General features: G+C 66.3%; 11 protein-coding genes. 5 read left to right on the top strand and 6 right to left on the bottom strand.

From position 1 onward, the window contains the following. Positions 1 to 13 precede the first annotated feature (13 nt). Both AC5JJ6_RS23735 and thrC read right to left on the bottom strand, forming a co-directional pair. On the bottom strand, positions 14 to 1,276 hold the full coding sequence (locus tag AC5JJ6_RS23735; protein WP_496044424.1) for a M16 family metallopeptidase: 1,263 nt from the start codon (positions 1,274 to 1,276) through the stop codon (positions 14 to 16). Next, the gene (gene thrC, locus AC5JJ6_RS23730) at positions 1,273 to 2,703 is read right to left on the bottom strand and encodes a threonine synthase (RefSeq protein WP_496044423.1); all 1,431 of its coding nucleotides are present in this window, start codon (positions 2,701 to 2,703) and stop codon (positions 1,273 to 1,275) included. Before thrC ends, AC5JJ6_RS23735 begins: the two co-directional genes overlap by 4 nt. 181 nt (positions 2,704 to 2,884) lie before the next feature. Here thrC and AC5JJ6_RS23725 point away from each other — a divergent pair, with 181 nt between their 5' ends. Then, positions 2,885 to 3,472, top strand: coding sequence for a hypothetical protein (locus tag AC5JJ6_RS23725; RefSeq protein WP_496044422.1), 588 nt, complete (start codon positions 2,885 to 2,887; stop codon positions 3,470 to 3,472). A 29-nt stretch (positions 3,473 to 3,501) separates the two neighbouring features. On the opposite strand, the gene AC5JJ6_RS23720 is transcribed toward AC5JJ6_RS23725, so the two are convergent. Together AC5JJ6_RS23720 and AC5JJ6_RS23715 are read right to left on the bottom strand one after the other, a co-directional pair. After that, complete coding sequence (locus tag AC5JJ6_RS23720; RefSeq protein WP_496044421.1) at positions 3,502 to 4,107, bottom strand: hypothetical protein; 606 nt, start codon at positions 4,105 to 4,107, stop codon at positions 3,502 to 3,504. Positions 4,108 to 4,116: 9 nt separating this feature from the next. Next, on the bottom strand, positions 4,117 to 5,280 hold the full coding sequence (locus AC5JJ6_RS23715) for an FIST signal transduction protein (protein WP_496044420.1): 1,164 nt from the start codon (positions 5,278 to 5,280) through the stop codon (positions 4,117 to 4,119). 630 nt (positions 5,281 to 5,910) lie between these two features. Here AC5JJ6_RS23715 and AC5JJ6_RS23710 point away from each other — a divergent pair. Next, positions 5,911 to 6,276 (top strand): response regulator, encoded by a 366-nt coding sequence (locus AC5JJ6_RS23710; protein WP_496044419.1) that lies wholly within the window; start codon positions 5,911 to 5,913, stop codon positions 6,274 to 6,276. Positions 6,277 to 6,370: 94 nt separating this feature from the next. Next, positions 6,371 to 7,135: a 2-keto-4-pentenoate hydratase gene (locus AC5JJ6_RS23705; protein ID WP_496044418.1), complete on the top strand. Its 765-nt coding sequence runs from the start codon at positions 6,371 to 6,373 to the stop codon at positions 7,133 to 7,135. A 6-nt stretch (positions 7,136 to 7,141) separates the two neighbouring features. Here the strand turns inward: AC5JJ6_RS23705 and AC5JJ6_RS23700 are convergent, their stop codons facing one another. Beyond that, positions 7,142 to 7,837: an endonuclease III domain-containing protein gene (locus AC5JJ6_RS23700; protein WP_496044417.1), complete on the bottom strand. Its 696-nt coding sequence runs from the start codon at positions 7,835 to 7,837 to the stop codon at positions 7,142 to 7,144. A 230-nt stretch (positions 7,838 to 8,067) separates the two neighbouring features. Here AC5JJ6_RS23700 and AC5JJ6_RS23695 point away from each other — a divergent pair, with 230 nt between their 5' ends. Further along, the gene (locus tag AC5JJ6_RS23695; RefSeq protein WP_496044416.1) at positions 8,068 to 9,333 is read left to right on the top strand and encodes a S41 family peptidase; all 1,266 of its coding nucleotides are present in this window, start codon (positions 8,068 to 8,070) and stop codon (positions 9,331 to 9,333) included. Between the two features lie 7 nt (positions 9,334 to 9,340). Here the strand turns inward: AC5JJ6_RS23695 and AC5JJ6_RS23690 are convergent, their stop codons facing one another. Continuing rightward, on the bottom strand, positions 9,341 to 10,642 hold the full coding sequence (locus tag AC5JJ6_RS23690; RefSeq protein WP_496044415.1) for a lytic murein transglycosylase: 1,302 nt from the start codon (positions 10,640 to 10,642) through the stop codon (positions 9,341 to 9,343). 320 nt (positions 10,643 to 10,962) lie between these two features. Between AC5JJ6_RS23690 and AC5JJ6_RS23685 the strand changes: the two genes are divergently transcribed. Beyond that, entirely contained in the window at positions 10,963 to 11,133 is a 171-nt protein-coding gene (locus AC5JJ6_RS23685; RefSeq protein WP_496044414.1) for a hypothetical protein, read from the top strand. Positions 11,134 to 11,334 lie beyond the last annotated feature (201 nt).

The following is an 11,334-nucleotide window of genomic DNA, read 5'->3' as shown; positions in this document are numbered from 1 at the left end:
AAATCCGTTGCGGTCAGGACAGGCGCGCGACGATGCGGTCATAATCCTCAAGCCCGTCCAGAGGCCCCAGGGCCGTCACCGTCGGCGGCTTCAGCCGCAGCCGCAAGGCCGCGCGCTTCACGGCGGCGGCATCGACGGCTTCGATCTTCTCCACCATCTCCTCGATCGTCAGAGGCCGGTCGAAGATCACCATCTGCTGACCAAGCTGCTCGCAACGCGACATCGTGCTTTCAAGCGACATCAGCATGCCGGCCTTGAGCTGGGCGCGGGCGCGGCGGACTTCCTCGTCCGTGACGTCTTCGGCGACCTTGCACAGCTCGTCGCACATGACCGGCACCAGTTCGCCGATCTTTTCCGGGCCGGTGCCGGCATAGATGCCGAACAATCCGTTGTCCTCATACGCGCCGGAGAAGGTGTGGACGCTGTACGCCAGCCCGCGCTTCTCGCGGACTTCCTGGAACAGCCGGGACGACATGCCGCCGCCCAGCAAGGTCGAGAGGACGGAATGGGAGTAGTAATCGGGGTCGTGGACGCCGACGCCCTCGAAGCCCAGCACGATATGGAGCTGCTCCAGATCGCGGTCCTCGCGGAAGTCGCCGCCGGTATAGCGCGCCGGGTCGAGCGGAGCGGGATCGGTCGAGGCCGGCAGGTCGCGGAAGGTCCGCTCCGCCATCTCGACGACCGTGTCGTGGTCGATCCGGCCCGAGGCCGCCAGCACCATGGTCCGGCCGGAATAGTTGGAGCCGATATACTCGACCAGCGCGTCGCGCGGCAGGCTGCCGATGATGTCGGGATGGCCCAGGACCGGGCGGCCGAGCGCCTGTTCCGGGTAGGCGCAGGACTGGAAGTGGTCGAAGATGATGTCGTCGGGCGTGTCTTCCGCCTGCCCCAGCTCCTGGAGCACGACGGCGCGCTCCCTGGACAGCTCGTCCTCGTCCAGCAGGCTGTGCTGGAGCATGTCGCCGATCACGTCCAGCGCCAGGGGCGCATCCTCCTTCAGGACCTTGGCGTAATAGGCGGTATGCTCGCGGGTCGTATAGGCGTTCATGTGCCCTCCGACCGCCTCGATCTGCTCGGAGATGTCGAAGGCGGTGCGGGTCGGCGTGCCCTTGAACACCATGTGCTCGACCAGATGGGCGACGCCGTTGACCTCGGCCCGCTCGTTGCGGGTGCCGACGCCGACCCAGACGCCGAGAGACGCCGTCTCGACATGGGGCATGGTGTCGGTGGCGACCCGCAGGCCGTTGGGGAGAGTGGTGACCCTAATGGTGCTCATGCGGCCCCCAGGGCAGCGGAAGCGGTGCGGCGGGCACGGGACCGGACGAAGTCCTGGACCGCCTTGAGGTCGTTGGGCAGCACGGTGACGCGCTCCTCGCGCTCGTAAAGATCGGCCAGACGGGGCGGCAGCGGCGGACGCACGCCGGTAGCCCGCTCGACCGCATCGGGGAACTTGGCGGGATGGGCGCAGGCCAGCGCCACCAGCGGCACCGACGGATCGAGATGCGGCTGCTCGGCCCTGGCTGCGGCAAGGCCGACGGCGGTATGTGGATCGATCATCAGCCCGCCTGCACTCAGGCGGGTGCTCGCCATCGTGGCGCCGGTCAGGTCCTCGTCCACCTTATGGCCGTTGAACAGCAGGCGAGCCCGGCCGAGCTGTTCCGGCGTCACGGCGAAGGAGCCGCCGGCGCGGAACCGGCCCATGCACTCGGTCAGCGCGGCGCCGTCGCGGTCGTACAGGTCGAACAGCAGCCGCTCGAAATTGCTGGAGATCTGGATGTCCATGCTCGGGCTGATGGTCGGCATGACGCCGGCCGTCGCCATCGTGCCGGTCGCGAAGAAGCGCGCCAGGATGTCGTTGGAATTGGTGCCCACGACCAGCCGCTCAATCGGCAGGCCCATCGCGCGGGCGCCGTAGGCGGCGTAGACGTTGCCGAAGTTGCCGGTCGGCACGGCGAACGACACCGGCCGGTCGGGAGAGCCGAGCTGGACCGCCGCCGCGAAGTAATAGACGATCTGGGCCATGATCCGCGCCCAGTTGATCGAGTTGACCGCCGACAGGTTCTGCTCGTCCCGGAAGGCGGTATCGTTGAACATCGCCTTGACGAGGTCCTGGCAGTCGTCGAACGAGCCTTCCAGCGCGATGTTGTGGACGTTGCTGGACAGCACCGTCGTCATCTGCCGGCGCTGGACCTCCGACGTGCGGCCCTTCGGGTGCAGGATGAAGATGTCGATCGCCTCGCGGTCGCGGCAGGCCTCGATCGCGGCGGACCCGGTGTCGCCGGAGGTGGCGCCGACGATGGTGACGCGTTCTTTCCTCTTCGCCAGGACGGTGTCGAACAGGCGGCCGAGCAGTTGCAGCGCCACGTCCTTGAACGCCAGCGTCGGGCCGTGGAAAAGCTCCATCACCCAGGTGCTCTGGTCCAGCTGGACCAGGGGCGTCACGGCGGCATGGTCGAAGCCAGCATAGGCGTCGCGGACCAGCGGCGCGAACTCCGCCTCCGTCACGCGTCCGCCCAGGAACGGCGTCATGACCTTGATCGCCAGATTGGCGTAGGACAGGCCGCGCATCGCCCTGATCTCGTCATGGGTGAATGTCGGCCATGTCTCGGGCACGTACAGTCCGCCGTCGCGGGCCAGACCGGCCAGAAGAACTTCGTCGAAGGCGAGTGTCGGGGCGGCGCCCCTCGTGCTGATGTAGCGCAAGCTCAATGGTCTCCACATCTTGGCGCCCAGGAGCCTCCTGATGCGCCCGGTACACTAGCGAGTGAGCCGGTACGGGCGCAAGGGCCGGGGATGTCTCCAGAGAACAGGCCAGCGAAACAAAAGGCGCATGGATTCGGTTGTTGCGGGGTTATTCCCGCATTCTCCGACCGGAGCGAGCCTCTTGAGCCAGACCTTCGACACCCCCGACATCTCCCTCGACACCGCCCAGCGGGAAACCGAAGAGTTCCTGACGGTCCAGATGCCCTCGACATTGTCGGCCGTGGAATACGACATGCCGCGCTTCGGCGAAGAGCCCAACCGCCAGAATCTGGCCCACGTGACCCGCAGCCGCGTCGATGTCCGGCACGTCACCGGCACGCCCGACGCCGCATATCTGGTCAGCGCCTTCGGCGAGGACCTGCTGATGACGGTGCAGCTGAACGTCCGCCGCTTCGTCGTGGTCTATTCGGTGCCGGTGACGCTGCCGATCGGGTCGAGCACGATAGCCCCCCATTTCGAGCGCTGGGCCACGGGCGCGCAGCACGCGGGATGGATGATCGGCTGGCGCGACACGGCGGCTCCGCGCGAACCCGACCAGCATTGGGTCGAGACCTACTGCTACGCCAATCTGGAACCGGATTTCCTGGTCAACGACCTGCACAAGCTCTACTGGCGGACCGACATCCTTCAAATGACGCGCTACTTCATGCTGGAAGGGATCCGGGCCGGCGTGCCTTTGTCGCCGATGAACGCGGGCTATCGCGTCTGACATCGCCGACGCCGCGCCGGCGCTGGCGGCTATGGCCGGACGGTCGCAATCGCCAGGATGGAGATCAGCCGGCCGGCGTCGTGGATCGGGCGGTAGGATACGCCGACGACCCGTCCGTCCGGCTGCACCACCCATCGGGGAACGGTCGCCATGACCTCTTCGAACGTCGCGGTGCCGCCGCCGCCGTCGCCGAAGGCAAGATCGACCGCGGCCTGAAACAGCGGCCGGGCATACTCCTGCAAACCGAGGACATCGAAAATAGGCCGGCCTGCCGGTGACCGGCCGAACAGGTCGAGACAGGCGTTGGAATAGGTGTCGCCGCAGACGCCGTCCCTCCCGAACAGCATCAGCGCCTGCCCCAGCCCGCCGAGCATGCTGCGCATGGCGGCATTGAGAGATTCCAGCTCGCGGTTGGCTTCGGTCAGCTCGTCGGAGCTGATCTGGAGATTGCGGGCCGCCAGCCTCAGCTTCTCGTCGCTCTGGACATAGGACGCCTCGACCTGATCCAGGAAATGGTCGAACCCGGTCAGCAGCACGTCGGCGGCGTGGTTGCTCCCCAGCCTTTTCAGCAGTCCGACATCCTCGGTATCGAAGGCCCTCCGGAGTTGCCGTCTTATCTTGCGGGAGCGCGTCATGCCGGTCCGTCAATCTTCCAGGGAGATTTCGCAGAAGGAGGCGATCGTCATGGACTGGTTGTGCAACTCGCTCAGGCTGTCGTCGCCATGAGGACCGATTTCCCCATATGAATAGAAGCCGGCGATCGGAGTGCCTGCCGGGAACACGGCGCGGACGGCCTCGATCTCGTCGTCGATGTCGTCGCCCAGTACGTTCCTGCGGCCGACGCAGCTGATCAGCAGCACCGCGGCGCCGGCTCCGGCTCCGGCTCCGGAGCTTTCCCTTACCTGCTCGGCGGCAAGCTTGGCGCCGTCGATCAGCCGCTGGTTGTCGGCGTGCATCAGCCGGACGAGACTGCCGGGCTCCAGCGCCCCGGCGAGCGTCAGGGTGCCGGCATCCCAGTCCACCGCCATGACCGACCGTATCAGGCCGTTGCGCGCCGGGTCGCTCTGCCCGACCAGGGCCAGCGGATAGAGCAGGCCGCTAGACGGCAGTTCGCTCGCCTTTTCGCCCAGGTAGTCGCAGTAGAGCCGCAGGGCCGGCTTGCGGTCCAGCGTGCTCAGCACGGGGCCGGACGCCTCGGTCACCGTGCGGGTCGGGCCGAACGAGGTCCAGCCGCTGGCCGAACCGGTTCCGACCCTGAGATCGGGACCGTAGAGGCCGACCGCGACGGCCTGGTCGGTGTAGACCTGATTGCCCAGGATCGTGAAGGTCTGGCCGAACCGGTTGCCGTCCGCCGCCATGCCGCCGATGGTCGGGGTCGACGGAGGCAGCGCGGCGCGAAGGCCATGGACGAAGGCGTGACCGTCGACTCCAAGGCCGGGGATGAAGGGAACCACGGCGGCGGGAGGACCGGACGACAGAAGAAGGTCGCCCAGCAGATGGCCGGCCGGGCCGGAACGGGCCTGGCTGTCCAGTGCGACGCGCTGCATCCGGACGACGGTGCTGTCGAAATCGAGGCCTAGAAGCGAGACCAGACCGTCACCGGCGCCGCCCACCCCGATCTCTCCGGCCGTCGAGCAGCCGATCACCGCGGCGTTGGGAAAAGCCGCCGACACTCGCCGGGCCACATGGCGTCCAAGGTCGAGATCGGGCGGGCAGAAGCAGAACACGAGGTCTGGGCAGAAGCCGCCCCATTGGATGCGCAGCGATTCGAGATCCGACGCCGACGCCGTGAACGACCGCGACCTCATCGTACCGGCAGCTCTGGAAAGAGAGCCATGAACTGAACGCCGGCAAACGCTAACGGTACCATTCCAGTCATTTGCTGCCTCTTGATGCCACCAGTCGAACATTCACCAAAGGATGAGCGACATCAGCCGAATGAAAACACGACGGATCACACTCACCCTTAATTTCAATATGCCCGAACCGCAAGGCAAGCAGTATTTAGCGAAAATTTCGATATTTAATTCGGAAAATTGACCATTAGCCGATGGCGCCACCGCAATCCTTTCCATAGCATCTACTTTTTATCATATTAGATAAGTCATACCATCCGGCTGCCGACGATGGCGCTCCGGCTTCATTCCCAGCATCACAGACGGTTTTGCCTTGGCGCCCCGCAAAGGGTTGCGGGGCGCCAAGGCAGATCCGAACACTTTCGTCTAATACCGGCTTTTGCCATCCGCGTGGGGACGTGGTAGTCCGTGCCGCCAGCGTGGCGGGACAGGAAGCGGGAGTGCGCATGCTCCCTCCGAGACGGAAAAAAGCCGGCCTTCGTCTGTGACAAACACGCCGTATATGCGTTGAAACCAATTACAGCACCCAAGATATTGAACCATCCATACAGCTTGGGTCTATCGCCTTTATGGAGGCCAGATATGGATCACAAACCCCGTCTGATCGTTGCGGAAGACGACCCCCTGATTGCCTGGGCCGTGCGGGTCGGGCTGGCCGATCAGGGTTATGAGGTTTGCGGCTGGGCGGACACCGGAAGGGAAGCGGTGCGTCTGGCCGAACTTCACCGTCCGGATGTCGCCGTCGTCGACTTCGGGTTGGCCGACGGGACCGACGGCATGGCGGCGGCGCGCGAGATATCCAGCAGGCTGGGCATTCCGGTGGTGATGTGCAGCGAAGATGCCGGCGCGGGAGATTGCGCGGACGAGGCAGCCGTGGTCGGCTGGGTGTCGCGGCCTTACCGGATCAGCGACCTGAACCGGCTGATCGCCGCCGCCATACGTCATTAGACCGGTGCGTCATTAGATTACAGTGGGTTTAAGTATCCTGTGCGCTCTAATGCCGGAAACCACGGGATCCAACCGGCAGGATGGGATGGGGAACATGAATCCGATTGAACGGGCGGCGGCATCGCTGCTGGAAGCGCGCCGCACCGGCGCCCGGCTGGACGGCCTTCCCGAAGGTACGGCCCCGGCCGACGCCGCCGCCGCCTACGCGATCCAGGACCTGATCACCGCCGGACTTCAGGCTGAACTGGGTGGAACGGGCGGCTGGAAAGTGGGCTCCAAGGGCACCACGGACCAGCCGCTCTGCGCGCCGATGCCGTCGGGACTGTTCCAGAAGTCGCCGGGCAGCCTGAAGGGCGCCGACTTCAAGACCCGCATCATCGAGGCCGAGGTGGCGTTCCACATCGCCAGCGACCTGCCGCTCCTGGATCGCGCTTACGAATCGGAAGACCTGATCGACGCGATCGACTTCATCGTACCGGCGATCGAGGTGGTGGAAAGCCGCTACGCGAACTTCCGGGCGCTTGAGCGCATGTCGGTCCTGGCCGACAGCCTGTCGAACGGCGGCTTCGTCCATGGCGAACCCGTCCATGACTGGCGCGGCCTCGATCTGGTGAACCCGACGGCGTCGCTGGTGGTCGACGGCGCCGTGACGCTGGAGACGAGGGGCGGCAACCCGGCGGGCGACCTGATGCGGCTGGTCGGCTGGCTCGCCAACCATGTGGCCGAGCGCAACGGCGGCCTGCGCGCCGGAGATTTCGTGACCACCGGCAGCTTCATCGGCATGCAGCCGGTCGGACCGTCTGCGGATGTGGAAATCCGGCTGTCCGGAGTCGGCAGCGCCCGCGTCCGGTTTGTGTGAGGTCGTTCAGCGCGGATCGACGACTCCGACCTGCCGGCACATCGACAGCAGCAGGCAGGTCGAGCATTTCGGGCGCGCCGCCGTGCAGACGAACTTGCCGAACGGCACCAGCCGTTCGTTGATCTCGATCCAGTAACGCTGGGGAAGCCTCGACTCCAGCGCCTGCATGGTGCGTTCGGGGCTGGTGGCGGCGACGTAGCCCCAGCGGTTGGTGATCCGGTGGACATGGACGTCGACCGCGACGGCGGGCCGGTCGAAGCCGACCGCCAGGGTAAGCGCCGCGATCTTGGGGCCGACTCCGCGAAACGCCGTCAGCTCGGCAAGCGAATCGGGCACCTTTCCGCCGTGCTCGTCGATGATCTGGCGGGCGATCACCTTCAGGTCGCGGGCCTTCGGCTCCGGGAACGTGGCTCCCATCAGCAGGGCGACCAGCCTTTCTTCGGGAAGGGCAACGAAGTCTTCCGGCGTGCGCGCCTCGGCGAACAGGCGCAGGCAAACCTCCACAGTGGTCTCGTCGCGGGTGCGGGCTGAGATCAGGCTGCCGGCGAGCTGCTCGAACGGCGTCCCGTAGCCGCGGTCGCGCAGGTCGAACATGGCCGCCTTCGGCAGATCGGCCACGGCCCGGCGCAGGCGCTCGAACACCGCGTCGATGTCGAGGGGTTCCTTGCCGGTTTCCGGCGTGGCTGCATGCGTCTGGGACATGCCACGCCAACCGCCGGAACGGACCGGTGGTTCCATCGGCCGGCACTCGCCGCAATCGTCTTTCATCCACGCAATAAATGCGAAGATGCCACGGCGTCATTCACCGCTCAGGGGACCCTGGCGGAACAAAAAACATTGCCGGAGGGCCAGAAGACCACACAGAATTTTAACTATAAGCCGGATAGGTTCGGATCATGCACTAGCGTTCTTGGCCAGAAAGGAATGCGCCCATGAGCCGGACCCGCACCGCCCTCGCCGTTTCCCTGCTGCTGTTCTCGCCCTTGCAGGCGATGGGACAGACCGTGGAGCCAGCGGCAACGGTGCAAGCTTCGGCCGATCATGGAGCCGCCCCCGCAGCGCGGGAAATGTCCAGGGCCGAAGCGCTGACCCTGTTCAACTCGGCATTTTCCCAGTTCAGGAACGGGTTCGTCGATCAGGTCGATGCAGACAAGCTGGTCGAAGCCGCCATCGGCGGGCTGCTGACCTCGCTGGACCCGCATTCCAAATACCTCAACCCCGACAAGTACGCCGAGAACAAGGCGCAGAACAGCGGCGAGTTCGGCGGCGTCGGGGTCGAGATGGCTGTCGAGAACGGCTTGGTGAAGGTGCTCACCCCGATCGAGGACTCGCCCGCCTTCCGCGCCGGCGTGCTGCCGGGCGACTTCTTCACCCACATCAACGGCGAACCGGTTCGCGGCGTCACCCTCGTCGAGGCGATGGAGCGCATGCGCGGCAGCATCGGCACGCCGCTGCGGCTGACCGTCCAGCGCGGCAGCGGCGGCCAGAGCTTCGACCTGACGCTGATGCGCGAGCTGGTCAAGAGCCCGGCGGTGCGCTGGCGGACGGAGGGAACCGTCGGCTACGTCAAGATCAGCGGCTTTACCCAGCAGACCCAGCCGGGCCTCGAGAAGGCCATGGCGGGGATCGAGGCCGAGCTGGGTCCCCGGCTGACCGGCTACGTGCTGGACCTGCGCGACAATCCGGGCGGGCTGGTCAAGCAGGCGATCTCGGTCTGCGACAGCTTCCTGGACCAGGGCGAGATCGTATCCACCCGCGGCCGCGATCCCGACTCGGCGCGGCACTACTTCGCGACGCCCGGCGACCTCGCCCATGGCAAGCCGATCGTGCTGATCGTCAACGGGCGCAGCGCATCGGCGTCGGAAATCGTGGCAGGCGCCCTCCAGGACCAGCGCCGGGCGGTAGTCCTGGGGACGCAGACCTTCGGCAAGGGCTCCGTCCAGACCATCACGCCGCTGTCGAACCGGGGCGCCACCCGGATGACGACGGCGCGCTACTACACGCCGTCGGGGCGCTCCATCCAGGCGCTCGGCATCACCCCCGACATGACGGTCGAACAGGCCCGGGTGACGCTGGCGGGCGACCACGGGCAGGAAGGCGACTACCAGCTTACCCGGGCGCTGGACATCGTGCGCGGCGCCGCCGTCTTCACGGCGCCGGTCTCCGCCACGGCGCAGCAGGCGCAACTGGTTCAGTAACCCCGCGTCAGGATGCTGGTCCGGCCACCCTCAGCCGGTCCAGCAGAGTGCTGGACGCGAAGCCGTCGGCCGGCAGGTTCTGCGTCTTCTGGAAAGCCCGGATGGCGGCGCGCGTATTGGCGCCGATGATGCCGTCGGGGTTTCCCGCGGCATGCCCCCTGCCCCCCAGCAGGCGCTGCATCTCGAACCGCTCGTCGCGGCTGAGCGACCTTTCCTCGCGCGGCCAGCCGCCCTGGATGCCGGGCAGCCCCGCGATCCGGTCGCTCAGGTAAGCCACCGCCAGGCCGTAGCTGCTGGAGTTGTTGTAGCGCAGGATCGAGCGGAAGTTGTTCAGCACCAGGAAAGCCGCTCCGCGATATCCGGCGGGCAGCAGGATCGAGGCGTCGGCCTGATCCGGCAGCGGTCTTGCCCCGACGGCCTGGACGACGCCCAGGCGACGCCACTCCGCGACCGGCTTCCGCACGGTCAGTTCGGCCTGCTCATAGTCGAAGCCCGCGGGCAGTACGACCTCCGACCCCCACGGCTCCCCCGCTTTCCAGCCCACGTCGCGCAGGTATCCGGCTGTGGAGGCGAAGATGTCGGGCAGGCTGGTCCACAGGTCGCGCCGGCCGTCGCCGTCGCGGTCGACCGCATGCCCCGCGAAGGTCGTCGGCATGAACTGCGTCTGCCCCATAGCACCGGCCCAGGAGCCGATCAGGCGGTCGGGCGCCGCATCGCCCCGGTCGATGATCTTCAGGGCGGCGATCAGCTGTTCGCGGGCGAAGGCGGCCCGGCGGCCGTGCCACGCCAGGGTCGCCAGCGCCTCGACCACGTTGTACGAGCCGATATTGCTGCCGAAGTTGCTCTCCATCGCCCAGATCGCGACGATGGTTTCCGGCGGCACGCCGTAGTCGCGGCTGACGGCGGCGAGCAGCGGGCGCTGGATATCGAGCTGTTCGCGCCCCTTGTTGATCCGCGCGTCGTTCAGCGCGCCGTCCAGGTAGGTCCAGACCGGGCGGACGAACTCCGGCTGGCTGCCGTCCGCCTTCAGCACGTCGGGCAGGATCCTCAGGCGGGTCAGGCTCCGGTCCACGGTGGCGGCGCTGATACCGGCCGCCCTTGCCTCCACCCGGAAGTTGGCAAGCCACGACTCGAAATCGAGCTGCTCCATGACCGGATCGGCCGGCGGCGCCGACGGGGCCGGTTCGACCGTGGACACGGCATTGGAGGCGCCGGGGTTCGGCATGGGTTCGCCGCCGGCGGTGGAACAGCCTGCTGCCGCCACGACCGCGGCAGCCAGTACCATGATATGCGAAGTCCTCAGTGCCATGCGTCGTTCCGCCGTTGCAACCCGACGCCCTGCATAAAGCCGCCGGGCGCCGAGCACAAGCGGCCAATCCGCTCCCGGACCGGCGGCGGGCACCTCTCCGCGTCTCACTTTCGGAGGATCTCGATCCTTTTTCGAGGGATTACGTGATCTAGATCACAGTGCCCAAAGCGCTTGAATTCTATCCTTGGTCTTGCCTGAACTCGGCCGGACGGACTATGTTGCGGCGCGGCATCAGGTCGAAGTAAAATTATTCGAAGTGTTATGGTTGAGCCGATCACGAGATGAATTTGAGGTATCTTGTTCCAAGGCACCTTAATTTCTTGGACGTGGTGATGATGGAGCAGAAGGACGGGAGCGGCAGGGGCGTCAAGATGGATAGTTTCGTCAGGGATTGGGCACGGTGGTCGGTGGGTGAACGCTACACGGCGATTGCGGTCGTGGCGGCATCGGTAATCGGTCTGGCAAGCCATTTTCTACTTGAAATGATCTGATCCGAACCGGGCAAGCGGCGGGACGGCGCTTGCCTGAACGGGTGTGGCCGAATAGGCTCCATCCCATGGAAGAGTTCATCATCCGCCCCAATCCGTCCGACCCGCGCCTGACGCAGCGGGTTACCGGCATCGATCAGACCGGAGCGCCGATCGAAACCTCGGTCACGGTCGAACGCCCCCTGACCCTGTTCCTCAACGGTC

Source organism: Skermanella sp., from assembly GCF_059503625.1.
This window is presented reverse-complemented; position numbering and strand designations above follow the sequence as displayed.

Excerpts from the sequence above, each read along its gene's own strand:
- AC5JJ6_RS23735 (WP_496044424.1), bottom strand. The coding sequence starts at position 1,276 with ATGAGCACCATTAGGGTCACCACTCTCCCCAACGGCCTGCGGGTCGCC.
- AC5JJ6_RS23720 (WP_496044421.1), bottom strand. The coding sequence starts at position 4,107 with ATGACGCGCTCCCGCAAGATAAGACGGCAACTCCGGAGGGCCTTCGAT.
- AC5JJ6_RS23715 (WP_496044420.1), bottom strand. The coding sequence starts at position 5,280 with ATGAGGTCGCGGTCGTTCACGGCGTCGGCGTCGGATCTCGAATCGCTG.
- AC5JJ6_RS23710 (WP_496044419.1), top strand. The coding sequence starts at position 5,911 with ATGGATCACAAACCCCGTCTGATCGTTGCGGAAGACGACCCCCTGATT.
- AC5JJ6_RS23705 (WP_496044418.1), top strand. The coding sequence starts at position 6,371 with ATGAATCCGATTGAACGGGCGGCGGCATCGCTGCTGGAAGCGCGCCGC.
- AC5JJ6_RS23700 (WP_496044417.1), bottom strand. The coding sequence starts at position 7,837 with ATGTCCCAGACGCATGCAGCCACGCCGGAAACCGGCAAGGAACCCCTC.
- AC5JJ6_RS23695 (WP_496044416.1), top strand. The coding sequence starts at position 8,068 with ATGAGCCGGACCCGCACCGCCCTCGCCGTTTCCCTGCTGCTGTTCTCG.
- AC5JJ6_RS23690 (WP_496044415.1), bottom strand. The coding sequence starts at position 10,642 with ATGGCACTGAGGACTTCGCATATCATGGTACTGGCTGCCGCGGTCGTG.